Source organism: Cupriavidus lacunae, from assembly GCF_003353055.1.
GTDB classification, from domain to species: Bacteria; Pseudomonadota; Gammaproteobacteria; order Burkholderiales; family Burkholderiaceae; genus Cupriavidus; species Cupriavidus lacunae.
In genome coordinates this window covers 21,266-47,860 of the sequence record NZ_QKWJ01000057.1, presented here as the reverse complement: position 1 = coordinate 47,860, position 26,595 = coordinate 21,266, and the positions used below count along the sequence as shown (strand labels likewise).

Genomic DNA, 26,595 nt, shown 5'->3' with positions numbered 1-26,595 from the left:
CGCTCTTTCGAGTCGAGTTAATCCTTGCAGGTCTTTTCCCACACCTCGTTGCGCGGTGCCTTGCGAACGAGGGGGCGAATCTTAATACCTGGATGCCTGCCTTGCAAGCATTTTTGAAAAGAAATCAAAAGCGCCTCTTTTGCCACTTACTCGTCTGCGCCCACCCCGACCTCGATGCGGGATGGAAGACGCGAAGGCATGGCGCCTCCTTGTCGGGCGAACGCCTCATTACGCTTGCCAGCGCTGCAACTCGGACAGGATCTGTTCAGCAAGGAAGTCACAAGGCGGCCGCTTCGACTTTGCGCTGCGCGCCAGCACCAGCTCCAGCCCGGCCAGGTCGGGCAGCCCCTGGGCCTGGCCAAGGATGGTGAAATGCGCCGGGACTGCACATCGCGCGAGCGGCGCCACGGCCAGTCCCGCCTCGACCATGCTGAGCAGGCCCAGCAGGCTGGGACTTTCATAGGACATGCGATAGGCGATCCTGGCTTGTTCCAGGCTGCGGATCGCAATGTCGCGGGCGACGCTGCCTGCCTGGAACACGGCAATCGGCAGCGGCCGCTCGTTCCAGATTTCGTGCGCCGCCGGCGAGGCGGCCCACACCATCGGCTCCAGCCGGATGAACTCCCCGGACAAGCCCTTCACTCGCGTTGCGCAGACCAGGTCGACGGATCCGTCCTTGACCATGGGCGCCAGGGCCACGCTGGGCAAGCCAATGACCTGGATCTCGACCTTTGGGTAAGTCGCGGAGAATTTCTTCAGGATCGCGGGCAACAGGGATGAGGCATAGTCGTCCGGCATGCCGAGCACCACGCGCCCGGTCACGTCGGGGCGCACCACGGCCGCCCACGCCTCGTCGCGCAGGGCCAGCATGCGGCGCGCGAAGCCCAGCAGCACTTCGCCTTCCGGGGTCAGCACTACGTTCCTCGGCTTGCGCACGAACAGTGGCTTGCCCAAAGCCTGCTCCAGCGCCTTGATCTGCATGCTGACCGCCGACTGCGACCGGTGCACGAGTTCCGCCGCACGGGAAATACTGCCCGTATCGGCAACCGCCACCATCATGGCCAGCACATCGAGGTCAAGCGCTTTCATTGGCATCAGAAAAACTGAAGCAACAGATCAATTTTACGCGTTTTTCTTAATCGTCGGCCCTCGGCATACTGGCTGAAAACGCGAATACGCTGAAGACCGACCTATGCCACAGCCGATCATGGACCACCCCTTGCGCGACAGCCTTGCGCGCGAACTGCATGCCCGCCCCTTCCTGCGCATCGGCGGCTCTGCCTCGCTGACGCACTTCGCCATCTATGCCGACGGCGATACCGCCGTCCACCATGCCTTGCTGGCCTCCCTGTGCCGGCTGACCGGGCTGGAAGAACCGGCCGACGGCGTGACGCACTATTCAGGGCGATGGGGCGATGACAAGCAACTGAAGTGGGAGCGGCACACCGAGTTCTCCACCTTCACGTTCGTGGCGCGGCGTGGTGACACGGACTACTTCTCCGACCTGGCCACTGCCCATATCCCGGCCGAGTGGTTCGACAGCTTCGCCGGCAAGCGCCTGGTGGCGCTGCGCATGGAGCTGGTCTCGGGCGAGGCCGCGGCCCATGCGCGCGACCATGTGCGGCAGTGGATCGACGGCCCCATCCTGGCGGGCAGCCACGTGCTGGGCGGCGGCGAGGTGTTCTGCGACTGGACCATCCCGCCCGACGGGTTTTCGCGCTTCCTGGTCATCGACAACGGCTTCCGCGAAGTGCAGGGCGGACGGCTGCTGCAGCGGCTGTATGAAATCGAGACCTACCGGATGATGGCGCTGCTGGCCTTGCCGGTGGCGCGTGACCTGGGCCGCAGCGTGGACAACCTGCAGCGCTCGCTCGCGCCGCTGATGCGCAGCATGGACACCAGCCAGGGCGGCCGCCACGACGCCGAGCTGCTGGAGCGGCTGACGCACCTGGCGGTCCGCATCGAGGCACTGGCGGAATCCGGCAACCGCTTCAGCGCATCGCGCGCCTATGAAAAGCTGGTGCTGGCGCGCATCCAGGAATTGCGCGAAGAACGCATCGAAGGCATACCGACCATCGCCGAATTCATGGAGCGCCGCTTCGCGCCTGCCATGGAGACGTGCAGGTCGGTCTGGGCGCGGCACGAGCAGTTTGCCGGCCGCGTGGCGCGCGCGCTTGACCTGCTGCGCACGCGCGTCAACCTGGCGCAGGAGCAGGACACCACGCGCCTGCTCGAGGGCATGGACCAGACCGCGCGCAGCCAGCTGCGGCTGCAGCACGCGGTCGAAGGCCTGTCGGTCGCGGCCATCTCCTACTACGTGCTGTCGCTGGCGGGGACCGGGCTCAAGGCGCTGCATGCGGTGCATCTCCCGCTGGAACCGGAACTGATCAAGGGGGTGTTGATCCTGCCAGTGGTGCTGCTGGTGCTGCGTGCTACCAGGCGCAGCAAGCATGCCGGGCAAAAAGCCGCGGCGCGGCGGTCGGCTGCGAATCAGGCTGCGTAGGGTCAGGTCAGGGGCCGCTAGCTCGCTGCCCCGCCCTGCCCCTCGGCTGCCGCGGCTCGCCGCAGGAGGCGCATCGGGCCAAGACCCTCAATCGTCCGCATCTGCGCCGCATCCCGGACAAAGAGCGATCCGGCGAACGCCAGGGCATTGACCGAGATGCCTTCCACGCACTCCGCGGATCTCGGCACCAGCAGCAGCCCTGCGGACATGACCAGCAGGTTGTACGGCGCCGACTGGCGCAGTCCGCCCTCGACCTCGACCGCCCGCACGCCAACCGCATCGAGCAGCGCGCGGTAGCGCTCGTACGCCGTGCACGCTACCTCTGCCACGGGCGCCGCAAACAGGTCCAGCGGCGCGAACGCATGCGCAAATGCCAGGCCGGGAACGGTGCCGATGGCGCCGGCGGGCCGTGCCGACTCCAGCAAGGGGCCAACCGGCAGCGCCGGGCCGCCCTCGGCCAACGGCAACGGCACGATCTGAAGATGTTTGTGGCCCTGGCTCGCTCCCGCCGCCGCGCCGCCATTGTAGAAGCCCAGGCTCGGGAACTCCGCCATGCAAGCCAGCAGCGCTTCAAAGTCCGGTACTGTCAGCAAGGATTCCTGCGGTTCGAAGCGGCGAGTGACGATGAGCAGGTGATGCTCGATGACATTGAACTTGTTGAGCAAGGCCACATGGGTGTCGGAGATATCCGCAACAAACAGTTCCGGGTCATAGGGCAGGAAGGGATTGCCCCCCGCACCGCTCGTCCTGCGTGCCTTGTCCTTGCACGCCAGGCTGGACACCTGGCGGACCAGGAACCGCACGCCACCGTCGTCGATCGCCGCCTGGACGGTTTCGATCGGGCACAACGCCCCGCTCTGCAGGGCGTGCGACGTCCGTTGCAAGATAGCCGGCCACAGCGTGCCGGGCTGAAGTTGTCGAGCGTGCATGGTCCGCTTTCACTCCCCTTTCAGCATAGCCGTCTCACGCACCGAAGCGGATCGGATCATACGGGCGGGCATCGACAAACGGCTGCTCACCGTCCATCAGTTCGGCAAGCAGCCGGGCCGTGACGGGGCCGAGCGTGAAGCCCTGGTGGCCATGTCCAAAGTTGAACCAGAGGCTACGATGGCGTGGTGCTCTGCCGACGATCGGCCTCATATCGGCGACACATGGCCGGGCGCCGAGCCAGGGCGTGTCTTCGACTGCCGCACCAAGGCGCACCAGCACGCGGGCGTGGCGCTCGGCATTCTGCAGCTGGATGGGGGTCGGCGTCGCATCGTGATGTGCGAACTCGGCCCCCGTTGTCAGGCGCAGGCCGCGCTGCATCGGCGCCAGCATAAAGCCGTTCTCGACATCGAGCAGCGGCATGGACGGCATCGGCTCAGCGGCATAGTGGCGATGGTATCCCCGCTTGACGAATAGCGGGAAACGATAGCCAAACGGCCTGGTAAGGGTCGTTGCCCACGGCCCGAGTGCAATCACGGCCTCGGCAGCTTCGACCGGGCCATCTTCCGTCCGCACGGTCCAGCCGCCTTCCGTCTGTTTCAGCGTTGCGGCATCACCGCGGCTAAAGATTCCGCCTTCCTTGCTGAACAGCGCCGCGTAGCGGCTTACCAGTTCGCCGGGATCGACGATGGTCCAGGGATCGCGCCAGTGAATAGCACCAGCCACTGGCCCGCAATAGGCAGGCTCGGTAGCCCTCAGCCCGGCCTGGTCGAGAATCCGGCAATCGAGTCCGTGTTGCCGCGCGACTTCCTTCGCAGTGCGCGCCGCCTGGTCGAACGGCGCAGCGCTGCGATACGCCTGCAGCCAGCCCGATCTGCGCACAAGCTCCTGTGCGCCAGCCAGCGCGATCAGCCGCTCGTGCTCGGTCAGGCAGTGTCGGATGAGGGCGCTGTATGCCGCGACGGTGGCCGCGTACCGGTCAGGCGCCGATTCACACCAGTAGCGCGCCAGCGCGGGCAGCAGGCTGGCGAGTGCTGCGGGGTGATAGTGGACATCGTTGCCCTGGCGGGTGATCACGCGAAGGACGGCCATCCACTCGCGCGGGAAGGCGTAGGGCTGCACGGCTTCGCGCTGGATGATGCCAGCGTTGCCATAGGATGTTTCCCTGCCGGGCGCCTGCCGGTCGACCAGCACGACCGCATGGCCGCGCTGGCGCAACGCCAGCGCCGTGCACACGCCGACCATGCCGGCACCGAGTACCAGGATGTCTTTAGAAGCCATGGCTGATGCGGATCCTGGAGGACGGCAGGTTTGCAGTCTGGGTCATGGGGAGTCGGGTTCAGCGAAAGGCAAAGGGATCCGATGCCCTGATTCTGCAACGCGGGCGCAGTCGGGTGGAATATCCATTGCAATCAATTATTGGAATCCATGGTTGCCAATCCGGCAATCATGCGCCACCAATGCGCGTGATGGCCTCGGCCAGGTGCTGCACGAACGCACGCCCCGCGGGCGGCAGGTTGCGCCGGGCCAGCGTCTGGATCTCGATATAGCGCTCGTTCATTTCCCGGTCGCGCAGCGGGACCGCTGCGATGGTCCCCTCCTTCAGGCGCCGCCGGACCGAAAGCTCCCCATAGAAAGTGATGGCGCCGCCCCCCGCCGCAGTGAATCCGACCAGCGAGTCCAGATGGTTGCTGGAAAAGACGGTCTGGTAGCTGAGCCCCTGGCGGCTGCAACTGGTGTCCAGCAGCTGCCGCAGTGAGCTGTCCTTGGGCGGCAGCGCGAGCGGATAGCCGATAACCTGGGACAGCGAGATCTGGCGCTGGCCCGCCAGCGGATGGTCCGGCGACATGACCGCGAGCACCGGGGCCGGGTGGCGCAGCTCCACCTCGATATCGAGTTCGGGGAGCCCGCTCAGCGTGACGCCGATGTCCGCCTCGCCGTCGCGGATGCGCCTGGCAATGTCACCTTGCGGGCACACGTCCAGGTCGAAGCGGATGCCGCCATATTGTTCCCGGAAGCTGGCGGCCAGGGCCGGAAGAAACTCATGCGCGATGCCCTCCACGCTTGCCAGGTGCACCTGCCCCACGCGCAAGCCGCGCAGCGCCTGGATATCGCCCGTGACGCGATCGATCTCTTGCTGGGCGCGCTTGGCGTGCGCCGCCAGCAACTCTCCCGCCGCATTGGGCACGAGGCCGCGCGCGCGGCGATCGAACAGCAGCGTATCCAGCTCGCTCTCCAGCTTGGCGATCTGCCGGCTGACCGCCGATGGCGCGACGTTCAGCTTGAGGGCGGCGTCCTTGACCGAGCCGGTGCGTACCACCTCAAGGAAGTAGCGGACGGCGGTTTCCTGCAGGATGCGGTACGACATGGTCGGGGCGAAAGCGAAGCAAAGATCAGATTCATTTTATGGATTGCCTTTTCGGCAATCAAGCCTTCGAAACATTGCGACGATGTTACGCCGGATTGATCGTACGATGAGATCACGCGGTGCCCTCACCCTGCTGCGCTGCACGATACCTACCCTGCCGGAGCATCAACATGCGATCCCCCGCCCACCGCACCTTGTTCCTCCTCACGGCCTGCAGCCTGGCTGCCGGAGCCGCGCTGGCGCCCGCCCCTGCCAGTGCGCAGGGTGGCTATCCATCCAAACCGATCCAGCTGGTCCTGCCGTTTCCGCCAGGCGGTGCCACCGACGTAGTCGGCCGCACCATCGCCCGCAAGCTCGGGGAGCGGCTCGGCCAGACCGTGGTGGTCGAGAACCGGCCCGGGGCCGGCACCATTGTCGCGGCGAGCTACGTGGCCAAATCGGCACCGGACGGCTACACGCTGATGGCCACGTCCGGCACGACGTTCACGGTTAATCCCGCGGTCTACGCAAAACTGCCCTACGACCCCCAGAAGAACTTCGAGCCCATCGGCATGATCGGGTCGACCGGGTTGATCCTGCTGGCAAACCGCGACGTACCGGTGAACAACCTCAAGGAGTTCGTTGCCGCAGTCAAGGCAGACCCGGGCAAGTACTCCTACGGCTCGTTCGGCGCCGGCACGACTGCCCACTTTGCCGGCGAGGAGCTGCTGAACCTCACCGGCACCAAACTGCTGCATGTTCCCTATAAGGGCAGCGCGCCGGCGATGACCGACCTGATGGGTGGCCAGATCCCGTTCAGCGTGGATACGGTGGCTGCGGCCATTCCGCAACTCAAGTCCGGCAAGATCAAGGCCATTGCGGTCACTACGGCAAAGCGCTCGTCGCTGCTGCCCAATGTGCCGACCGTGGCCGAAAGCGGCTATCCCGGCATGGACACCAGCACCTGGATCGCGCTGGTCGCGCCGCGTGGACTGCCAGCGGAGGTCCGGACCAGGCTGGAAAAGGCGCTGGCGGACACCATTGCCGATCCGGCAACGCGCAGACAGCTTGCGGAGAACGGCATCGAGCCCTTCTACGCCCCAGGCAAGCAAGTCGCGGCCATGATCGATAAGGAAATCCCGCAGATGCGTGCCATCGCGCAGCGCGCCCGCATCAAGCTTGACTGACAGCACGGCCCCGGAGACAACGATTCCATGAACACCCAAGACAGACTGACCTCGGCCTCGGCGGTCGAACTCCGACGACTGATCGGCACCCGGGAAATCTCGCCGGTAGAACTGCTGGAGGCGTGCATCGCGCGCATCGAGACCTATAACCCGCTGATCAATGCCATCACGGCAACCTGCTTCGAGCGCGCCCGCAAGGAAGCGCGCGACGCCGAACAGGCCATGCTGCGGGGCGAGCCACTCGGCCTGCTGCACGGGCTGCCGCTCGGGGTCAAGGACCTGGAGGCCACCGAGGGCCTGCTGACCACCTATGGTTCGCCGCTGTTCCGCAATCACGTGCCGACCGAGGACAACGTGCTGGTGCAACGGCTACGTGCGGCCGGCGCCATCGTGGTGGGCAAGACCAATATTCCCGAAATGGGCGCCGGCGCGAACTCGCGCAACGCGGTCTGGGGCGCGACCGGCAATCCCTTCAACCCGAACCTCAATGCGGGTGGATCCTCCGGTGGCTCGGCCGCGGCGCTGGCGGCGGATTTCCTGCCGGTCTGCACCGGCTCAGACACCGGTGGCTCACTGCGCATTCCCGCGGCCAAGTGCGGCGTGGTCGGGTTCCGGCCCTCGCCGGGAATCGTCCCCAACTCGCGCAAGCTGCTGGGCTGGACGCCGATCTCGGTGGTCGGCCCGATGGGACGCACCGTTGCCGATGCCTGCCTGCAGCTGGCGGCTTCGGCCGGGGTGTCGGTGACCGATCCCCTGAGCTACGCCGTGGACGCCGCAGCGTATCTGTCGCCGGCGCCCGTGGACCTGTCGACCTTGCGGGTCGGCTGGACCGAAGACTTCGGCAGTTGCGCGGTCGACGACGGTGTCCGCCGCGTGTTCCGCGCCAGGATCGCCGCAATGCGCCACCTGTTCAGGCAATGCGACGAGGTCAGCTTCGAGCTTGGCGATGTGCACCGCTGCTTCGATATCCTGCGCGCCGAAAGCTTTGTCGCCGGCTTGCATGACGCCTACCAGCGCGCCCCCGCCAGTCTCGGCCCCAATACCCGCGCCAACTACGAGCTCGGCGCGAAGATGTCACTGGCCGACAGCGCGTGGGCGCAGGCCGAGCAGAACCGTATCCTGCAGCGCTTCCAGCGGGCGTACCAGGAATACGACCTGATCCTGTCGCCAACCACGCCCGTGTCGCCCTTCGCCTGGACCAGGCTGTTCGCGGATTCCATCAATGGTGAAAAGCAGGAAAACTATTACCGCTGGCTGGCCTTGACCTATGTCGTGACACTGACCACGCATCCGGCCATTTCCCTGCCGTGCGGTACCGACGAGGCCGGCATGCCGTTCGGGCTGCAGGTGACCGGACGCTTCCGGGGTGACCTGGAAACGCTGGGCGCGGCCCAGGCGATGGAAGCTGCGTTTGCCACACTGCCAGCGTTGCGCCGCCCGGTTCCCGACCTCGCCGCGCTGAGGCCCGCCAATCCATCGCTGCGCTCGATTGTTACCGCGCCTCCGGGCGCTGGCACGGCGCAGCCATCGGGCGGCGTCTCCGCGGTATAGGCAAAAGGGTTCGCGTTAGTCTTGCTCGCGCAAGAGCATGGCCACGTTACGCTCCGCAAGCGCCGCGATGGTGCGCGAAGGGTTCAGGCCGAGCGGACGCGGGACGACCGAACCGTCCATGACATACAGTCCCTTGTAGCCAAATACCCGGCCCCATGCATCGACGACGCCGTCCGCGGCAGAGGTCCCCATGTTGCAGCCTCCCAGCGGGTGCGGTGTGATCAGGTTGTGCCACCGTCGCCAGGTGAGCGGCACCCATGGATCCCCGCCAGTCGCTTTCGAGAGCTGCGTATGCGCGGCAATCATGGCCTCGATGACCGCCACCGATGCCTGATAGGACCAGTCGAGCCGCAGCACACGACGCCACGGCGCATACCACTTTCGGCCCAGCCTCAGCCGGCCATCGCCAGGGTCCACGCCTTGCCCGAACCAGGGCATCATCCGCTCGACCGGATCGCCGTCGTCAAACAGCCCCCCGACGTCCTTCCACACAGCGCGCAGCTTGCGGGAACGCGTCCTCTTCATATGGCGTCGAATGAAGTTGCCCGCGAGGTTCGGGATGCCGCCGTCCTCCACAAAGATCGCCTGCCCGTTTGGCCCGCCGTGGTCCAGGAAATCGATCGCGGCGGAGATGGTCACGCCATGAGAAGGAGAGACCGTCCTGTTGTCATAGAAGGCTGGCGTCACGAAGTCGCCATTGTGAGCCCAGCCATACCCCAACCGAGGTGACAGCCCGGGCAGCGTGCGATGCTCATCCCGGCAGCGCAGCAGAAGCTCGGAGCTGCCGATGGAGCCGGCGGCCAGTATCACCCTGGCGGCCGTGACTTCGCCGGGGCTTGTCGTTTCTTCTTCCGGATCGATTTTCCTGAAGCATACCCGCCAGCCCTGCTGCAGCGGCTCGAGCCGGTCCACCAGGTGCAAGGGACGAATCTCGGCGCCATTGTCTTCGGCCACCGCCAGGTAATTCAGGTCCAGCGTATTCCTGGCCGATACCTGGCACCCCACGTCGCAGTTGCCGCAGTGGACGCAAGTGCCCTGCCACCTGCCGTGCTGGTTCAGGAATTTCTCTGAATGACGGTCATCGCGGGCGTCTCGTAGCGTCGGGTCCCAATGCCTGGAAAACGTCACCGCCAGCGGCAGTTTGCGGAAGCGCCCGCCCCACCCGCATGCTTCCGCCCCCTCGCGCAATAGCCGGGTTCGCTCGCTCAACTGATTATCCGGCACCTCGCTCACTGCGAGCATGCGCCCGACCTCCTCATAGTGGGCCTGCAGGCCGGCATAGGTAACCTCTTTCGGCCAGCCGTGCTGAAAGGCTTCCGGCCTGGCTTCCACGGAAACGTTGGCGTAGATCAGCGAGCCGCCACCGACTCCGGCCCCGGCGATGACCCATACATCAGAGAATGTCCGGATATCGGCCCAGCCATTGAAGCGATGGGCACGCTCCTGGTTCCACAACCAGGCGTCGCTCTCGTCGCGCGGGTAGGTGGCCGGGCTCCAGCGCCGGCCGCGTTCCAGCACAAGCACCTTGCGGCCGGCCTGCGCAAGCCTGCAGGCCGAGACCGCGCCACCGAAGCCGCTGCCGATGACGACGACATCGTAGGCAAGCGCATTGCTCATCATGACGCTCCCTATCTTTGGATGATGATTGCCTGCTTCTCAATCATCTGCACTGCCTCCGGCGGCGATACCTGACCGTCTGCCGGCACGAATCGCGGCCCGGTTGCACCGGGCCGGGCGCGCACGCGCCAGGTGCTGCGGACCCTGGCCAGTCGCTTGACGCCCTCACCCAGCTTCCAGCTTCGGCAAACCTTCTCCAGCTTGAGCGGGTAAATCGTCAATTGCCCACCCTCGAACCGCATCCGCAGGAAGCACTTGTAATCGGCGATGCGCTGGGAGGAGAACACTTCCTCGGTGTGCAGGCGCCACAGGGCGTTGCCCAACACCATCCACACGCCGAACAGCAGACCGCCGAGGGCCCCGCCCAGCAGCATTGCCTGGACGAGGAACAGCAGCATGTGGGGCGGATTGTCAGCGCCAAAGGCATAGAGGTTGAAGCGCGTGATGAGCCATAGCAGCGCGACCGCCAGTGCCAGGTGAAGCAGCCCGTGCAGCGCGCCGGCAAGGCTCGCCAGCAGGACGCCGCGTCTGACATCCCTGGTCGACAGCGCACCACAAGAAAAGACAATGGCCGCCGCGAACACCACCGACGCCGGACTGTGCGCCATGACCCGGAACAGTTGGTGAACCACCTCGCCGATATTCCCGAATGTCACTTCGAGATCGGCCAGTCTCCCGACAAAGCTGCGTTGATCGCGCCCGGGAATGGATGCCAGGCTCGCGCTTTGGATGATCCAGTCGAACAGCAAGTACAGGATCGCCACCAGCGCACAGAACGACAGGTTGCGCCCAGGCAGTTGCCACGCGCGATTGCGCAATTGCCGGGAGGTCGCCTTTTCCGGATACGCGGACTTCAACTCGTAGGCCTGTTTAGCCGGGCCCACGACGATAGGCCGCGGCGGATCCGGCAGCAGATGCGTGCCGTGAAGAAATGCGCCACCGCCTCCGCAGGTGATGCGATGCGGCCCCGCGGTGCCCGCTCGGGGCACGTAGTGCGCGTAATGGTGCGAGTCGCCGGCCAGCACGAGCGCGAGCCGATTACCCAGCATCCCTTCGATCTCGCTCAGGCTGCGAAAGCGCGGCGTCTTGGTCTCGATCGAAGGCAGGGCCCGCTGTTCCCCGCGGCGCACGCGCTCCATCTCGTCAACCCAGCTCGGCTCGGGCGCGCACAAGACGACGCGGTCACCGGGCTGTAGCGCCGTGACCATTTTCTGGAAGTACTCGCGCTGCGGCCGGTCGATTTCCGACTCCAGCTGCAGGTCCAGGCCCCAGATCCACCAGCCGCCGGGCAACTGCAAGGCATAGTAGCCCGTGCGCTGGTGCGTCTCCCAGCCGCCTACGGGCTTGCCACAGCAGAACAGTCGGGCAAAGCCACGCAGGCCATCGTACCAGTCGTGATTGCCGGGCGTGGCGACCATCCACGGCGCATCCGGCAACTCGATCGGCTGGTCGCTGTATGCGGGACGCGCGGCCTCGACTGGCGCAGGGAACGCGGCCCGAAACGGATCGACAAAGCGGGTCCGATAGCCATCATGGGCAGGCGTCGGATACACTTGGTCGCCGCCCAGCAACAGCACCTTTGCCCGCGGCAGCGTCACGCCCTGCTCGCGCAGCGTCACCGCGTGACTGACGCACAACGCCATCGAGTAGGTCGAGTCCCAGCCGTCGCCCGTGTCGGCCAGATAGTCGACCCAGACACCGCCGTGCTCGTCAGCCGGTACCGGGATCTGCGGATTCGGATCCAGTGCCGTGAGTGCAGCCTGCACCATGCGCTGGTCTGCAAAGGCGCCGATTGCCATCGCCACGGCCACGCGCATGGCGGTGAACGGAAGCTGTAGCGGGCTCAGCCAGTTCACCATGGAACTTTGGGTGTAGAGTTCCACGCGCCCGGTTGCAGCAGACACCGACGGGATCACCGCGTTGCCGGCAGTATCGGTCGCAGGTTGCGACCGGCCCGGATATAGCGGCCCTGGTGCTGGCCCGGAATGCTTCATCGCCTTCCCCCCCCAAGACTTCCAGCTCGTCAACCCATGGCTGGGGCACGCGCGCACGTCGACGCCCTCAGCCCCTCAACATCCCCACCGCTTCCGCTATCGCCCGCCTGATCCGCGTATACGTGCCGCACCGGCAGATCACGCAACTCATCTGCTCGACGATCTCCGTCTCCTTCGGATTCCGCGTGCGCTTCAGCAGCGCGCTCGCCGCCATCAGTTGCGCGCTCTGGCAGTAGCCACACTGCACGACCTCGTGCTTGAGCCAGGCCCTCCGCAGGGCATTCGCTTCGGGACCGTCGAGACTTTCAATGGTGACGATCTTCTTCCCTTCCATCTCGCTCGCCTGGTGCTGGCACGACAGCAGCATCTTGCCGTCGACATGCACCGCGCAGGCGCCGCACACCCCCACGCCGCACCCGAACTTGGTGCCCGTCAGCTTCAGTTCGCAGCGCAGCACCCACAACAGTGGCGTGCAGCCGTCCGAACGGATCTCGACGCTCTTACCGTTGACACTGATCTGATTGTCTGGCATCGCAGGCTCCGGAAGGCGGCAGCGTCTTCAGCAGCGGCAGGTCGCGCAAGCGCTCGCCGGTGGCATTGAACAAGGCGTTCGCCACCGCCGGCGCGATCGGCGGCGTGGTGGACTCGCCCACGCCCTGTGGCGGGCGCATCGAAGGCATCACGTGTACCTGGATCTCCGGGCAGTCTCGCATGCGCATGGCCGGAAAGGCGGTGTAGTAGTCCTCCTTCACCTTGCCCCCCTCCAGCGTGATCTTCTGCCACAGCGCCGCCGACAGCCCGAACACGATGCCGCCCTCCACCTGCTGCTCGATCAGGGTCGGGTTGACCGGCATGCCGCAATCGATGGCGCAGACAACGCGATCCACGCGGACCTGCCCCGCGTTGTCCACCGACACCTCGGCCACCTGCGCCACCACGCTGCCGAACGACTCGTGCAGGGCCACGCCGCGCCCTACCTTCATCACACCAGGCCTCTTGCGCAGAGGCTGGCCCCAGGCCGACATCTTTCTGACCTGCTCGAGCACCGCGCGCTGGCGATCTTCCCTGAGCAGGCTCATGCGGTAGTCGAGTGGGTCCACCCCGGCCGCCACCGCCAGTTCGTCGATGAAGCTTTCCATGAAGAAGGCGTGGTGCGAGTGCCCCACCGAGCGCCAGTAGCCCACGGGGATGGCGAGGTCCACGGTCTGGTGGCCGATCCATACGTCTGGCCAGTCATACGCCTGGTCGAAGGCCCCTTCCACCGTGGACTTGTCCAGCCGCGACACGAAGATGTCGGGCAGGCCGAAGTTGCGCTTCGCAGTGCTCTCCAGCACTGACTGGCTCGCCGAGATATTGCGCACAGCTATGACCTTGCGGTTCCCGTCGAGCCAGGCCTCGAAGCGCGACACGCTGGCCGGACGGTAGAAGTCATGCCGCATGTCCTCGGGGCGCGACCAGATCGTCTGCACCGGCACGCCCTTGCGCTTCGCCGCAATGGCGGCCGCCTGGCAGATGAAATCGACCTCGAGCCGGCGCCCGAATGCGCCGCCAATGGATTGCTGGCGCAGTTCGACCTTGTCCGCGTCCAGCCTGAGCGTCTTTGCCACGCAGCGACGCGCCAGCCCGGGCACCTGCGTCGCGGCCCAGACGATGGCGCGGTCGTCCTGGACCAGTACCGTGCAGTTGACCGGCTCCAGCGCGGCGTGCGCGAGATAAGGCGCCGAGTACAAGACCTGGATGGCGGGCTTGCCCTGCTTCATGGCGCGCCCGTCGCCATGCTCGTACCAGACGCGCGGATTGGAGGCGTCGAGCGCCTTCACCAGCGTGTCGCGGATGCCTTCGCTCGACAGCTTCGCGGCCTCGCCCTCGTCCCACTTGCACTCGACCTTTTCCACCGCCTGCATGGCGATCCACGCATCGCTGGCGATCACCGCCACGCCGCCGCTGCCGCCCGGGAACGGAGGCAACGCGACAAGGTCAAGCACGCCGGGCAACTTCTTCACGTCGTCGGGCGGGGATCCTTGCAGCGTGCCGCCCAGCGTCGGACACATCTGCACGCTGGCGTAGACCATCGCGTCCGCTACTACGTCGATACCGAAACGGGCCGAGCCGTGGAGCTTGGCGGGAGTATCAAGGCGCGCCGCGCGGGTGCCGATGAGCCTGTAGCTGGCCGGGTCCTTCAGTTCGACCTTGCCTGGCAAACCCTCGCGCGCGGCTGCCGCGGCCAATTCACCGAAGGTGGCACTGCGTCCCGACGGATGCACCACCTTGCCGGCCTGTGCGCGGCACTCCCCGGCCTTGACGTTCCACTGCTTCGCCGCTGCCGCGCACAGCATCATGCGGGCGGCGGCGCCGGCCTCGCGCATCGGATTCCACAGGTCCCTGATGCTGGTGGAGCCGCCGGTGAACATCATGCCCACCTCGCGCACGCCCTTGCGCGTGAACCATTCGGCCGCACGCCTGGGCCACCCTTTGTCGTCCGGCCGGAACGGCAGGTTGGCGACCACGCCCTCGATATTGTTGTACAGGCTGTCGACGGGCGACGGCTCGACGCGGATCTGCGACCAGTCGGCCTCCATCTCCTCGGCCAGTAGCATGGCCGCGCCGGTATGCACGCCCTGCCCCATCTCGGCCTTGCTCATCACCACCGTGACAGTATTGTCGGACGCCACCTTGACCCAGCCGTTCAGCGCGAACTGCCCGTCACGCACTGCCAGCGGCTCGCCCACCAGGCGCTGGCGCGGCGGCAGCGAGGCCCATCCGATCACCAGCACACCGGCAGCGCCCGCACCGCCGAGCAGGAAGGTTCTGCGCGTCAACATGGCAAGACTGGCGGATCGATCATCACTGGAAGCCCCCCGTGCCGCCCATGGCATGGCCTATATTAGGTCGGGAAGTGCTTCAGTGCGAATACGAACACATCGTTGGCGCTATCGCGCAACACTGGGCACTACCCTGCCGCTCCAAATCCTTACCAAGCCATTGATTTGGCTAGATAAAACGGCGGACGGCCAGAGGGATGCGGTCGCGGCGAAGGTATCTCCTCCGCCAGCGACGACATCAGAACCTCCAGAACAGGAAATGCCGATGCTGTTGCGCATGGACCTTGCGAGGAGCCCGGTTCTCAGGGCTGAATCGCGCATCCGGATCGATCACCCTCGCACGCAAGGCCATATCGTAGAACGCGCCTACCATCGGCAGCGCGCTATGCGCGCCCTCGCCCCAGTCGTTGCCGAGCGTCACACGTCCATCGTCAAACCCCACCCACGCGCCTGCGACCAGTTGCGGATGCATCAGGATGAACCAGCCATCCGTGTTGTCCTGCGTGGTGCCCGTCTTGCCGGCCACGTCGGCACGAATCCCGAAGCGCGTCCGAATGCCGGCACCGGTGCCCCGGATAACGACGTCGCGCATCACATCAACGAGCGTTTGCGCTGCGCCAGCGGGCAATGCCTGTTGCGGCGACGCGCTCGCAAATTCGGCGAGCACCTTGCCGTCGTGATCCTCGATGCGAGTGACCATGCGCGGTTCGACATAGGCGCCGCGGTTCGCGATCGTGCTATACGCTGATACCATTTCCTTGAGCGTGACCGGGCTCGTGCCGAGCGCGAGCGACGGCACCGCTTCGAGCGGACTGTCGCGCACGCCCATCGCGCGCGCCAGCCGCGCAACCTTTTCGGGACGTTCCTTTTGCATGAGCTGAGCGGTGACGCGGTTGCGCGAATACACCAGCGCGTCGCGCAGCGTCATCGGCCGGTCGGTGGGCGGTGCCGCGTCGGTAGGCCGCCAGATCGCCTGGCCAGTCAGGGGGATGGCGACGTTCCGGTCTACGATCGTATCGCTTGGCCGCGCGCCGTCCGCGAATGCAGCCCCGTAGACGAACGGCTTGAAGGTCGAACCCGGCTGACGCCGGGCCTGCTGCACGTGATCGAACGGTGCGTCACTGAAGTCGCGACTACCGACCCATGCCTTGATATCGCCGTTGCGCGGATCGATCGCGACAAAGCCCGCCTGGACCTGAGTCTTGCTCCGGCAGAGTGCGCGGACGAACGTCGGGTTCGCACCGAGCTTCCTGAGCGCCGCCTGGTCCGATTGACCGGCATCGCGTGCGGCGCGATAGTCGGGCGTTTGCCGGATGAACGTCCGGAACAGGTCGTTGCCGGGCCAACAGCCCGTGCGTTCGTTCCATGCCCCGTTCGCGATCCATTGCAGCTGGTTCGCCTGCCAGTCCATCGCCTGCACTGCCATCGCCTGCAGACGGGAATCCATGGTCGTACGCACGACCAGTCCGTCGGCGTAGATGTTGTAGCCGTTGCGCTCGGCCCATGCGGTCAGCCACCTGCGCAGTTGCGCGGAAAAATGCGGCGCCGTGCTTCGTGGCGCGGTCTGCAACTCGAAATTGACGTTGAGCGGTTGCCGCCTCAGCCAGGTGTAAGCATCGGGCTTGAGCTTCCCATACTTGTTCATCTGCCCGAGCACTGTGTTTCGCCGCTCCAATGCGCGCTCGGGATTCAGGACAGGGTTGTAGGTGCTGTTGGCCTTCAGCATGCCGACAAGAGTCGCGCTTTCAAGGATGTCGAGCTGATCCGCCGATTTGCCGAAGTAGGTGCGTGCGGCCATTTCCACGCCGTAGGCGTTGTACAGGAACGGCACATTGTTCAGGTATGTCTCAAGGATCTGATCCTTGCTGTACACGGCTTCGATCTTGAGCGCCGTGATCGCTTCCCTGAGTTTGCGCGCGAGGGTCGGCGCGCGGCCGATTTCGTCGGGATACAGGTTGCGCGCAAGCTGCTGCGTGATGGTCGAGCCACCCTGTCGGTCGCCGGAGAACGTATGCAGCGCGGCCGACGCGGTACGCAGCCAGTCGATCCCGTAATGCTCATAAAAGCGGCGATCCTCGGTGGCGATCAATGCAGCCACCATGTACGGCGAGATCTGCCCGAGCGACACCCACTCGCGATTGACCGGTTTGAATTCGTCGATCACTCTGCCGTCGGCCGACACGATCAGCGCTGGCCGGTCGATGCGGGCTTTGCGGATGTTACCGATGCCCGGCGTAAACGGCACGAGCGCCAGCACGTACAGCAGAAACAGCGCCGGCACTGCGGCGAGCGTCAGCATGATGCCGCGTCGCGTCGGATGGCAAAGCCGGCGCAGCGCGCAGTTGCAGACGCGTCTGGCTATCGTGAAGCTGGCAGCAGCCAGCGCCTGGAGCCGGATGAGCCATCGTGCGCAGTACTCACGAAACAACGATACATAGCGGCGATTCACGATGGTGGGACGCTTGGCGGAAAGAGCGCGATCGTACCAAAGCCGAAGGACGCATCTGTTGCCAAAACAGGGCAGTGAGGCGCAGTATTAACAAACGATTACATTTTTTTGTGTGAACAGCATCGCCCACCGCTGAGGAGGGCGATGCTCACCACCGGCCTGGCTGTGTTGCATACGCTATCCAATGCCAGCAAACCTTTCCCCCGAGTACAAGCGGGCCGAGCAAGCCTATCGGCTGGCACGCCAGCCGCGAGAGCAGCTCGAATGCCTGAAGGAGATGCTCCGTGCCATCCCAAAGCACAAGGGGACAGAGCATCTTCAAGCCGATATCAAGTCGCGGATTCGGGAACTCACCCAGGAATCTGCCAGCCACGGGAAATCGGCTCACAGAGGGTCATCACATGCGCTGCATCCTGACGGCGCGGCCCAGCTCTGTTTGATCGGCCCGCCCGGCGCGGGAAAATCCAGTCTGCACGCGAGCCTGACAGGATCGCGCGGGGAGGTCGGGCCCTACCCCCACCCAACCAGGTTGCCGATTCCCGGCATGTTGCCGTTCGAGGACATTGCTTTTCAGCTGGTGGATCTGCCGCCGGTCTCATTCGAATTCATGCAGCCTGAGCTCACCAACCTGTTGCGGTCGACAGACGGCGCGCTGCTTGTGGTCGATCTGAGCGCGCCAGACTGCACGGAACAGTTGGCGCTGATTTTGCAGCGGCTCGCCGTGGCAAAGATTATCCTGACGGAGCGCTGGCCAGCGGCCGCGGAACTGGCGCCGGCTGACCCGTTCAGCGTGTGCCTCCCTACGCTGCTGCTGGCCAACAAGATCGATCTCGCCAACCCGGAAGACGCGGCCGTGCTCGAGGACTTGCTCGGTGTACGCTTTCCGGTGATCGCAACCTCGGCAACCTGCGGACGAGGCCTGGCCGAAATCGGCCCATTCCTCTTCAGGGCTCTGGGCATCGCCCGCGTCTACACCAAGGCACCCGGGAAACCCATCGACCAGAATCGGCCTTTTACAATGCGCCGCGGCGACACGGTGCTCGATGTCGCCCTGCGGGTGCGCCCTGATATCGCGCGCACGTTCAAGTTCGCCCGCATTTGGGGGAGTGGCAAATTCAGCGGCCAACACGTTGGTGCCGATCATCCGGTAGCCGATACAGACGTGGTGGAACTGCATTCGTAGGCGCTGCAAGCGAAGCCGTGGGGCGAGTTCATCGCAGCGGCACCGCCAGATTTGGATTGACCTGATCGTTGCCTGCCCTATAATTCAAGTGCTGACTGAGACACGCTTTGACAAAGCGAAGGTAGGTCAGCGAAACGATCGTGTTTCTCCAATATGAAACGTGATCGTGCAGGCCGCATATGCCTGCAGGTCCGGACCGGATCATGAGTTGCTGACCCGGTTCGGACGCATACGCCCAAGGTTGGAAACGCTGAGCACCTGTAAAGGTGCTTTTTTTATTTGGCGCCATACAGCTCGTGGCGAATGCGGGGGTCAACCGCCTCCGAATCTCGACCGTTTCTCGATTGCTACTAACGCGACTTTGTGGCGGGTCGAACATACTGCGATGCATTAGCCTTAGCCACTTGAGGCGCATGCAGGCACCTCATGGTCGGGTTTCCCGCTGTTGCTAATTAGCCAAACTATACGTAGAGGCACCGGGTTGTGGCCTAGACTTAAAGTGCTTTCTCAGGATACGGGCGCAATGCCAGGTGCGCCATGAAACGCATTGCACTGCAGCGGCAGACGCGACGGCCTCCGTCCTCAGGTTGGACCCTGCCGCTGCAGCGAACAAGAAGTGATGGAGCCAGAAGTGAAGAGCTCGAACAGTCAGTCGTTGCGTTTTCAGGTCGAAAAATGGCTCGCGCCCGGCCCCACAACGCCGGTCCACGTAGTTGAATTCAGCCGCACCCATTTCGGCCGGAGACGCTACGTATGCGTCGAGACCGCGCAACCGGCCGGCTTGCGAGCGTTGTTCTTCTTTCGACACGATGACGGCTGCTGGTACGTATTTCCACCTGCAGCCGACAGGTCGAAGATGACCGCCAACGGTTGTGTAATGTGAGCGGTCCTTTCCACATTCCCGTGGCAAGCAGAACAAGCATGCGCCGGTCGCCAGCCGGAACTACTTCGCGGCGGCCTGGACGGCCTGGGCTGCGCGACGTCGCATGCCTTTCGAGGCCGTCTCCGCTGCGGTATTGAAGCTGCTCTCGGCTACTTGCGCGGCCTGCTTTGCTGTCGTTTGCATCGACTCAAAGAATGCAGTCGTCGCCTTGACGGTCTCCTGCCAGGCGGCCAGCGGCGGCGCCGAGCCTGTCGGCGCGTTGCTTACCGCGCTGTCAATGAAACCCTGCAGCTCCCGCTTGCCCACTGCGTACTGGACCTCAACGACCTTCTCAAACTCAGCCCGCATGGCGGTCAAGCTGTCGTGCAGCTGACGTCGATACGCCAATGCGCTGTCGGCCGCAGGTTGAAATAACTCAATCTGCAATTCGACAAAATCTTTCGGATCCTTGACTGCGAGCGCTTTCCTTGCGCCTTCCCGTGTCTCAGACAGCGCCGTCCTCATTGTTTGCAGATTCAACTCCAGCAGCTTCTCGAAGCCCTCAAAGGCCTTGCCGGTCAGCCCGGTCAAGGTTTCAATGCCTGCCATTTGGACCTTAATGAATTGCTCGGGGGACCACTGCGTCATCTTGTGTCTCCTAAGTACGACCCGCGACCTGAGCTATCCGAGGAGAGCTCCGACGGGACGGGAATCGAATGGATAACGATTGCTGCACTGTGACCCTGGCGGGCCACACCGATCGGACGCAAGAGCGCCAACGCCGGCTGTCACTACAAGCTAAACCAATACACTCACAAGGAGGCCTGGAGAGCCCGACCTTCCCTTGCGCGAACTCGCCCGAAGGCTTTCAGAAAAGCGTAGCCCTGGATTGTCACCTGAGGGCGGCTGTGGTTTGGCCCCAGACGCTCAAGCGTAACCAGCTGACGCGCGAGCAGCGTGTCCATATCCGAGCGGTCCAGCACCGTTGGGTCAGAGCTGTCATTTACCAGCACCAGCGTGGCGAATTCATGATGACTCAGCACAGTCGTCTCCCAAGCTGTAGGTCTATTTTTGCTACGGGACTTCACTACCGTCCGTGACAGCTGGCCTGCTTTGCACAGACCGCTTCTTCTCTCTCGGACGCGGGGTTCTGGCTGGCGGGCGCTTGTTCTCGCGCCCGAAGTGTTCATCTTAGTCGCTCGCCACCTTGTGTTCAATGCGATTAGAAGGCATTTCTGCCGTCATCCCCGGGATTTTCTCCGTCGCCAAAACGCGCGCAGGCCAGATCAACGAAATATCCCGACTGATACGCATACAAGTTCGAAAGCATCCATTCGTCGACCGACCAGACGGCTTGCATTAACGCCACGCGCCGAGGTCCGCTGAGGATATGTGGTTGCTTGCCGGAACAGCTGCAGGACTTCCGGGCGAGTCTATATTGACTTAAATTTTTCTTACGTCAGAATTAAGCGACGCCTGGCTTCAATTCTGAAGCCAGGGCCAGGGTGAGCAGGACAACGTTGAGCTGAATTCAGCAGCTCGTTGAAGCAGGCCGGCGACCCGTGCGCCGGGGGTGTAAGGGGAGGCAAAAATGACAACGGCTCGGGCTGGAACCAAAGGGGAAGCTATCAGGCTCCTGGAGGCAGAGGGGGTTGCGCTAGTTGAACTCGACTATGAGTCAGGTTGGCAAGACGCTATTGAGCTCGGGCGCCTTGGTGATAAGGTGGGGATACGGGTGGAGTATCGCGGACACGAAAGCATTGCCGTGAAGTCGCACGCGGCGCTCATTGCTGGCCTCGGTCGGCCGAAGGTGTCCTTCCGGCAACGGAACCTTTACTGCCAGTTTGCATTGGACCTGCTGGCAGCCAACGAGTTGGTGGCCTTGGAGACAAAGGCCATGAAGGTCGGCGATTACATCCTGGCCGGACACCTGCTGCGGGACGTCGATGCCGTCTGGACTGAGTAAGCTTGGCTCGAGGGGAGTTCCTCGGTTGCGGCGGGCGGAAGCTTGCGCACTCAGCCCGTATCGCTACCCATCCACCTCGTCAGCGCTCCGACCCCGAGGTAAACCCTTGGATGCTGCCTGCGCCCCTCTTCGGTTATGCTGGGGTTTCGGTGGCATCCCCTACCGCATCGAACCATAGATTGGCGGCATATCGATGCCGGGGCGGGGCCGCGCAGCACGCTGCCTGCGTGCAACAAATATCGAGGACGAGATGGCGACTGGCATCGTGAAGTGGTTTAACAGTGAAAAGGGCTACGGGTTCATCACACCGGATGATGGCGGCAAGGACTTGTTTGCTCATCACAGCGAAATCCAGGGCACCGGCTTCAAATCGCTGGAGGAAGGTGCGAAAGTGGAATTTGAAGTCACGCAAGGTCAGAAAGGCCCACAGGCGTCAAAGATCCGCCCAGTATAGGCGCCCTGCCCACCTGACGGCCTGAGTCGACAAAGCCCTTCACGCATTGAGAAGGGCTTTTCTGTTTTCAGGCACGTCGGGCAGTTTACGCTGGCCGCCCGGCCTGCGCGTCAGGTGGGTCCGGCGCCTGCGGCGGACGTATCGGCGGCCTTGCCGGCCTGGTCGTGCCAGCCGCCGCCCAGCGCCTTGTACAGGTTGACTTCGCTGGTCAGCTGCTCGAGCCGTGCCAGGATCAGCAGTTGCTGCGCGTTGTAAAGCGAGCGCTGCGCGTCCAGCACGGCAAGGTAGCTGTCGACACCCGTGCGGTAGCGCCGGTCGGCCAGGCCATAGGCGTCTTGGGCGGCTTCCACGAAGCGGACCTGCGCCTGGAGCTGGCTGGTGTAGGTGCCCCGCGCCGCCAGCCCATCGGCCACCTCGCGGAAGGCGGTCTGCACCGTACGCTCGTACTGGGCGACATTCACGTCCTTCTGGATGTTGGCGAAATCCAGGCTGGCCCGCAGGCTGCCCGCGGTGAACAGCGGCAGGTTGATCCGCGGCTGGAACAGCCACGTGCCGGAGCCGGCCCCGAACAGGCCTGAAAGCTGGCTGCTGGCGGTGCCCGCCGATGCGGTCAGGCTGATGCTGGGAAAGAACGCCGCGCGCGCGGCGCCGATGTCGGCATTGGCCGAACGCAACCGGTGCTCGGCGGCGAGCACGTCCGGGCGGTTCTGCAGCAGCTCGGAGGGCAGCCCGGCCGGCACATCGGCAAACAGCTTCTGCTCCAGTGGCAGGCCTTCGGGCAGGTCCGCGGGCAGGGACGTGCCGAGCAGCAGCTCCAGGGCATTCTGGTCCTGGGCTACCAGCCGGGTGTAACGCGCCAGGCTCGCGCGCGCGTTTTCCAGGGCGGTCTGCGCCTGGCGCAGGTCGAGCCGGGAAGCGATCCCTTCCTCGTAGCTGCGCCGGGTCAGGCCATAGCTGCGCTCGTAATTGGCCAGCGTTTCCCGGGTGACCTGCAGCAGCGCTTCATCGGCGCGCTGGGTCAGGTAGGCGCTGGCAACGCTCGCCACCAGCGAGATCTGGGTGCTGCGGCGTGCCTCGTCGCTGGCGAAATACTGTTCGAGCGCGGCTTCGCTGAGACTGCGCAGGCGGCCAAAGAGGTCGATCTCCCACGCAGTGGTGCCCAGCGACACGCCATACTGGCTGCTGATCAGCCGCTGCCCGGTGGGGGACAGGTCGGGGGGAATGCGCTGGCGCGAGCCCTGTGCGGCCACGCCGACGGCGGGAAACAGGTCGGCGCGCTGGATGCGGTACTGGGCACCGAATGCCTCCACATTGAGGGCAGCCACGCGCAGGTCACGGTTGTTCTGCAGCGCCAGTTCGATAAGACGGCGCAGACGCGCATCGGCGAAGAAATCGCGCCAGCCCAGTTCGACCGCGGGCACCCGGCCGGCTTCGGCGGCGGCATCGGCGGGCAGGTAGGCCGGGCCCTGCGGGTAGGCTGCCGCCACCGGCGAGGCCGGCCGCTCGTACCTGGGAATCAGGCTGCAGCCGGCCAGCATGGCCATGGCGGCAGCGCAGAGCAAGGTCTTCTTCATTACAGCGCGCCCTTTTCCAGCGAGGTGTCATGCGGCCCTTGCCGGCGCTTGCGCCCGAACAGCGCGGTGACTCCGACAAAGAACAGCGGCACCCAGAAGATCGCCAGTACCGTGGCCGTAATCATGCCGCCGATCACGCCGGTGCCGATGGCGTGCTGGCTGCCGGCACCGGCGCCGGTCGACACGGCCAGCGGAAACACGCCGAGCATGAACGCCATCGAGGTCATCACGATGGGGCGCAGGCGCATGCGGCATGCCTCCACGGCGGCCTCGACCAGGCCCTTGCCCTGTTCGTACTGGCTCTTGGCGAATTCCACGATCAGGATGGCGTTCTTGGCGGACAGGCCGATGGTGGTCAACAGGCCCACCTGGAAGAACACGTCATTGGACAAGCCTCGCCCCAGCGTGGCGAGCAACGCGCCGATCACGCCGAGCGGCACCACCAGCATCACCGAGAACGGGATCGACCAGCTCTCGTACAGCGCGGCCAGGCACAGGAACACCACCAGCAGCGACAGCGCATAGAGCGCCGGCGCCTGCGAGCCCGACAGCCGCTCTTCATAGGACAGGCCAGTCCAGGCATAGCCCACGCCCGGCGGCATCTGCTTCATGATCTCCTCGATCGCCTTCATGGCCTCGCCGGAGCTACGCCCGGGCGCGGCCTCGCCCAGCAATTCCACCGCGGCCACGCCGTTGTAGCGCTGCAGCTTGGGCGAGCCAAATCCCCACTTGCCGTCGGCAAAGGCTGAAAACGGCACCATGTCGCCCTTGTCGTTGCGCACGAACCACTTGTCGACATCGTCCGGATTCATCCGGGAATCCGGGCGGCCCTGCACATAGACGCGCTTGACCCGGCCGCGGTCGATGAAGTCATTGACGTAGCTGGAACCCCAGGCGATCGACACCGTGCTGTTGATGTCTGCCAGCGAAACGCCAAGCGCGCGCGCCTTTTCATCGTCGATCGCCAGCTGGTACTGCGGCTGGTCATTCAGGCCATTGGGGCGCACGCGCTGCAGCAGCGGGCTTTGCGAGGCCAGCGCCAGGAACTTGTCACGCGCGTTCATCAGCGCCAAATGGCCAATGCCGGCCTGGTCCTGCAGGTAGAGGTCAAAACCGGTGGCATTGCCCAGTTCCTGCACCGCGGGCGGGGCGAATGCGAACGACATCGAATCGCGGAAGCTCTGGAACTTGCGCTGCGCGCGCGCGGCCAGGTCGAACACGCTGGTGTTGTCCCCGCTGCGTTCCTCCCATGGCTTGAGCAGGATAAAGGCCAGGCCCGAGTTCTGGCCACGGCCGGCAAAGTTGAAGCCGTTGACAGTGAACAGCGACTCCACCACGGCGCCCTCGTCCTTCAGCAGGTAATCGCGCATCTGGTCGAGTACCTTCTGCGTGCGCTCGGCGGTGGCGCCGGCCGGCGTCTGCACCTGGGCGTACAGCACGCCCTGGTCTTCTTCCGGCAGGAATGAAGTGGGGATGCGCGTGAACAGGAAGCCCATCAACACCAGGATGGCCACGTAGATCAGCAGGAAGGGCATGCGGCGCTTCAGGATGCGCGACACGTTGTGCTCGTAGCCCTGGGTGGTCGCGTTGAACCAGCGGTTGAACCAGCCAAAGAAGCCGCCCTTGTTCTCGCCATGATCGCCCTTTTCGATGGGCTGGAGCATGGTGGCGCACAGGGCCGGCGTCAGGATCAGCGCGACCAGCACGGACAGCGTCATGGACGAGACAATGGTGATGGAGAACTGCCGGTAGATCACGCCGGTAGAGCCGCCGAAGAACGCCATCGGCAGGAACACCGCCGAGAGCACCATGGCAATGCCCACCAACGCGCCCTGGATCTGGCCCATCGAGCGCCGCGCGGCCTCTTTGGGCCCCAGGCCCTCCTCGGCCATCACGCGTTCGACGTTCTCCACCACGACGATGGCGTCATCCACCAAGAGCCCGATGGCCAGCACCATGCCGAACATGGTCAGCGTGTTGATGGTGTAGCCGAACGCCGCCAGCACGCCGAAGGTGCCCAGCAGCACCACCGGCACGGCGATGGTGGGGATCAGCGTGGCGCGCACGTTCTGCAGGAACAGGTACATCACCAGGAACACCAGCGCGATGGCTTCCATCAGCGTCTTCACGACTTCGTTGATGGAGCCCGAGATCACCGGCGAGGTGTCGTACGGGAACACCACCTTCATCCCCGGCGGGAAGAAAGGCTCCAGCCCGTCCAGCGTCTTGCGGATGGCGCGCACGGTCGCCAGCGCGTTGGCCCCCGCGGCCAGCCGCACGGCAATGCCCGAGGCCGCCTGGCCGTTGTATTGCGCGTTGATGTTGTAGTCCTGCCCGCCCAGGCCCACGTCGGCCACGTCCTTCAGGCGCACCTGGGAGCCGTCGGGGTTGACCTTGAGCAGGATGTTGCCGAACTGCTCCCTGGTCTGCAGCCGGGTCTTGCCGATCACGCTGGCGTTGAGCTGCTGGCCCTGCACCGCCGGCAGGCCGCCAAGCTGGCCGGAGGCCACCTGGACGTTCTGCGCCCGGATGGCGTTGCTCACGTCCAGCGGCGTGAGCTGGTAGCTGTTGAGCCGGGCAGGGTCGACCCATACCCGCATGGCGTATTGCGAGCCGAACACCTGGAAGTCGCCCACGCCGTAGGTGCGCGACAGCGGATCCTGGACACTCGATACAATGTAGTTCGACAGGTCTTCCCGCGTCACCTTGGGGTCAGTGGAAATCATGCCCACGATGACCAGGAAGTTGCGCACCGACTTGGTCACGCGGATGCCTTGCTGCTGCACTTCCTGCGGCAGCAGGGGCTGCGCCAGCGCCAGCTTGTTCTGCACCTGCACCTGGGCAATATCCGGATTGGTGCCCTGCTCGAAGGTCACCGTGATCGTCATGTTGCCGTCGGCGTTGCTTTCCGAGGAGATATAGCGCAAGCCGTCCAGCCCGTTGAGCTGCTGTTCGATCACCTGCACCACGGTGTCCTGCACCGTCTCGGCGGAGGCGCCGGGGTAGTTGACCGAGATGGCGATGGTGGGCGGCGCGATGGCCGGATACTGGCTGATGGGCAGCGCGCGGATCGACAGCACCCCGGCCAGCATGATGACCAGGGCAATCACCCACGCGAAGATGGGCCGGTCGATAAAGAAATTGGACATGGCTACTCCC

At 64.7% G+C, this 26,595-nt stretch carries 20 protein-coding genes; 7 read left to right on the top strand and 13 right to left on the bottom strand.

What is annotated here, in order from left to right; translation table 11 throughout:
- Positions 1–228 precede the first annotated feature (228 nt).
- Positions 229–1,089, bottom strand: a complete 861-nt coding sequence (locus DN412_RS30320) for a LysR family transcriptional regulator (protein WP_208647683.1) — start codon at positions 1,087–1,089, stop codon at positions 229–231.
- A 103-nt stretch (positions 1,090–1,192) separates the two neighbouring features.
- On the opposite strand from DN412_RS30320, the gene DN412_RS30315 reads away from it, so the two are divergent.
- Positions 1,193–2,503: a DUF3422 family protein gene (locus DN412_RS30315; protein WP_115214944.1), complete on the top strand. Its 1,311-nt coding sequence runs from the start codon at positions 1,193–1,195 to the stop codon at positions 2,501–2,503.
- Between the two features lie 17 nt (positions 2,504–2,520).
- Here DN412_RS30315 and DN412_RS30310 read toward each other — a convergent pair whose 3' ends face one another.
- The 3 genes from DN412_RS30310 to DN412_RS30300 all read right to left on the bottom strand — a co-directional run bounded on the left by DN412_RS30310 (position 2,521) and on the right by DN412_RS30300 (position 5,798).
- On the bottom strand, positions 2,521–3,432 hold the full coding sequence (locus DN412_RS30310) for an ATP adenylyltransferase family protein (protein ID WP_115214943.1): 912 nt from the start codon (positions 3,430–3,432) through the stop codon (positions 2,521–2,523).
- 34 nt (positions 3,433–3,466) lie between these two features.
- Positions 3,467–4,711, bottom strand: coding sequence for an NAD(P)/FAD-dependent oxidoreductase (locus DN412_RS30305; protein ID WP_115214942.1), 1,245 nt, complete (start codon positions 4,709–4,711; stop codon positions 3,467–3,469).
- A gap of 166 nt (positions 4,712–4,877) precedes the next feature.
- Positions 4,878–5,798 carry a LysR family transcriptional regulator gene (locus tag DN412_RS30300; RefSeq protein ID WP_115214941.1) on the bottom strand — a complete coding sequence of 307 codons (921 nt, stop codon included), beginning with the start codon at positions 5,796–5,798 and terminating at the stop codon, positions 4,878–4,880.
- A gap of 170 nt (positions 5,799–5,968) precedes the next feature.
- On the opposite strand from DN412_RS30300, the gene DN412_RS30295 reads away from it, so the two are divergent.
- Positions 5,969–6,964 (top strand): Bug family tripartite tricarboxylate transporter substrate binding protein, encoded by a 996-nt coding sequence (locus DN412_RS30295; protein ID WP_115214940.1) that lies wholly within the window; start codon positions 5,969–5,971, stop codon positions 6,962–6,964.
- 27 nt (positions 6,965–6,991) lie between these two features.
- On the top strand, positions 6,992–8,515 hold the full coding sequence (locus DN412_RS30290; protein WP_115214939.1) for an amidase: 1,524 nt from the start codon (positions 6,992–6,994) through the stop codon (positions 8,513–8,515).
- Positions 8,516–8,530: 15 nt separating this feature from the next.
- Here the strand turns inward: DN412_RS30290 and DN412_RS30285 are convergent, their stop codons facing one another.
- From DN412_RS30285 to DN412_RS30265, 5 genes are all read right to left on the bottom strand, one after another.
- Complete coding sequence (locus DN412_RS30285) at positions 8,531–10,135, bottom strand: GMC oxidoreductase (RefSeq protein ID WP_115214938.1); 1,605 nt, start codon at positions 10,133–10,135, stop codon at positions 8,531–8,533.
- Positions 10,136–10,143: 8 nt separating this feature from the next.
- Positions 10,144–12,015: a preprotein translocase subunit YajC gene (locus DN412_RS30280; protein ID WP_244222834.1), complete on the bottom strand. Its 1,872-nt coding sequence runs from the start codon at positions 12,013–12,015 to the stop codon at positions 10,144–10,146.
- Positions 12,016–12,193: 178 nt separating this feature from the next.
- Positions 12,194–12,658 carry a (2Fe-2S)-binding protein gene (locus tag DN412_RS30275; protein WP_115214936.1) on the bottom strand — a complete coding sequence of 155 codons (465 nt, stop codon included), beginning with the start codon at positions 12,656–12,658 and terminating at the stop codon, positions 12,194–12,196.
- Positions 12,627–14,948: a xanthine dehydrogenase family protein molybdopterin-binding subunit gene (locus DN412_RS30270; protein ID WP_115214935.1), complete on the bottom strand. Its 2,322-nt coding sequence runs from the start codon at positions 14,946–14,948 to the stop codon at positions 12,627–12,629. The genes DN412_RS30275 and DN412_RS30270 overlap by 32 nt, the downstream gene beginning before the upstream one ends.
- Positions 14,949–15,186: 238 nt before the next feature.
- Positions 15,187–17,397, bottom strand: a complete 2,211-nt coding sequence (locus DN412_RS30265) for a penicillin-binding protein 1A (protein WP_115214934.1) — start codon at positions 17,395–17,397, stop codon at positions 15,187–15,189.
- A 184-nt stretch (positions 17,398–17,581) separates the two neighbouring features.
- On the opposite strand from DN412_RS30265, the gene DN412_RS30260 reads away from it, so the two are divergent.
- Positions 17,582–18,580: a TGS domain-containing protein gene (locus DN412_RS30260; RefSeq protein WP_115214933.1), complete on the top strand. Its 999-nt coding sequence runs from the start codon at positions 17,582–17,584 to the stop codon at positions 18,578–18,580.
- Positions 18,581–19,211: 631 nt separating this feature from the next.
- Complete coding sequence (locus DN412_RS44810; protein ID WP_115214932.1) at positions 19,212–19,463, top strand: hypothetical protein; 252 nt, start codon at positions 19,212–19,214, stop codon at positions 19,461–19,463.
- 60 nt (positions 19,464–19,523) lie between these two features.
- Here DN412_RS44810 and DN412_RS30250 read toward each other — a convergent pair whose 3' ends face one another.
- Positions 19,524–20,090: a phasin family protein gene (locus DN412_RS30250; protein WP_115214931.1), complete on the bottom strand. Its 567-nt coding sequence runs from the start codon at positions 20,088–20,090 to the stop codon at positions 19,524–19,526.
- Between the two features lie 164 nt (positions 20,091–20,254).
- A complete protein-coding gene (locus DN412_RS30245; protein WP_115214930.1) occupies positions 20,255–20,485 on the bottom strand; it encodes a hypothetical protein in 231 nt (76 codons plus the stop codon).
- A gap of 548 nt (positions 20,486–21,033) precedes the next feature.
- Between DN412_RS30245 and DN412_RS30240 the strand changes: the two genes are divergently transcribed.
- Positions 21,034–21,408, top strand: coding sequence for a PHA-granule associated protein 4 (locus DN412_RS30240; RefSeq protein ID WP_078196270.1), 375 nt, complete (start codon positions 21,034–21,036; stop codon positions 21,406–21,408).
- Between the two features lie 250 nt (positions 21,409–21,658).
- On the top strand, positions 21,659–21,862 hold the full coding sequence (locus DN412_RS30235; RefSeq protein ID WP_115214947.1) for a cold-shock protein: 204 nt from the start codon (positions 21,659–21,661) through the stop codon (positions 21,860–21,862).
- A 110-nt stretch (positions 21,863–21,972) separates the two neighbouring features.
- Here the strand turns inward: DN412_RS30235 and adeC are convergent, their stop codons facing one another.
- Positions 21,973–23,436, bottom strand: coding sequence for an AdeC/AdeK/OprM family multidrug efflux complex outer membrane factor (gene adeC / locus DN412_RS30230; protein WP_115214929.1), 1,464 nt, complete (start codon positions 23,434–23,436; stop codon positions 21,973–21,975).
- Positions 23,436–26,585: an efflux RND transporter permease subunit gene (locus DN412_RS30225; protein ID WP_115214928.1), complete on the bottom strand. Its 3,150-nt coding sequence runs from the start codon at positions 26,583–26,585 to the stop codon at positions 23,436–23,438. Before DN412_RS30225 ends, adeC begins: the two co-directional genes overlap by 1 nt.
- Between the last annotated feature and the right edge of the window lie 10 nt (positions 26,586–26,595).

Bases quoted from the DNA above. Each gene is read 5' to 3' on its own strand.
- DN412_RS30290 (WP_115214939.1), top strand. From the start codon at position 6,992: ATGAACACCCAAGACAGACTGACCTCGGCCTCGGCGGTCGAACTCCGA.
- DN412_RS30315 (WP_115214944.1), top strand. From the start codon at position 1,193: ATGCCACAGCCGATCATGGACCACCCCTTGCGCGACAGCCTTGCGCGC.
- DN412_RS30235 (WP_115214947.1), top strand. From the start codon at position 21,659: ATGGCGACTGGCATCGTGAAGTGGTTTAACAGTGAAAAGGGCTACGGG.
- DN412_RS30250 (WP_115214931.1), bottom strand. From the start codon at position 20,090: ATGACGCAGTGGTCCCCCGAGCAATTCATTAAGGTCCAAATGGCAGGC.
- DN412_RS30270 (WP_115214935.1), bottom strand. From the start codon at position 14,948: ATGTTGACGCGCAGAACCTTCCTGCTCGGCGGTGCGGGCGCTGCCGGT.
- DN412_RS30275 (WP_115214936.1), bottom strand. From the start codon at position 12,658: ATGCCAGACAATCAGATCAGTGTCAACGGTAAGAGCGTCGAGATCCGT.
- DN412_RS30260 (WP_115214933.1), top strand. From the start codon at position 17,582: ATGCCAGCAAACCTTTCCCCCGAGTACAAGCGGGCCGAGCAAGCCTAT.
- DN412_RS30295 (WP_115214940.1), top strand. From the start codon at position 5,969: ATGCGATCCCCCGCCCACCGCACCTTGTTCCTCCTCACGGCCTGCAGC.
- DN412_RS30285 (WP_115214938.1), bottom strand. From the start codon at position 10,135: ATGATGAGCAATGCGCTTGCCTACGATGTCGTCGTCATCGGCAGCGGC.
- DN412_RS30225 (WP_115214928.1), bottom strand. From the start codon at position 26,585: ATGTCCAATTTCTTTATCGACCGGCCCATCTTCGCGTGGGTGATTGCC.
- DN412_RS30305 (WP_115214942.1), bottom strand. From the start codon at position 4,711: ATGGCTTCTAAAGACATCCTGGTACTCGGTGCCGGCATGGTCGGCGTG.
- DN412_RS30320 (WP_208647683.1), bottom strand. From the start codon at position 1,089: ATGAAAGCGCTTGACCTCGATGTGCTGGCCATGATGGTGGCGGTTGCC.
- DN412_RS30300 (WP_115214941.1), bottom strand. From the start codon at position 5,798: ATGTCGTACCGCATCCTGCAGGAAACCGCCGTCCGCTACTTCCTTGAG.
- DN412_RS30240 (WP_078196270.1), top strand. From the start codon at position 21,034: ATGACAACGGCTCGGGCTGGAACCAAAGGGGAAGCTATCAGGCTCCTG.
- adeC (WP_115214929.1), bottom strand. From the start codon at position 23,436: ATGAAGAAGACCTTGCTCTGCGCTGCCGCCATGGCCATGCTGGCCGGC.
- DN412_RS30310 (WP_115214943.1), bottom strand. From the start codon at position 3,432: ATGCACGCTCGACAACTTCAGCCCGGCACGCTGTGGCCGGCTATCTTG.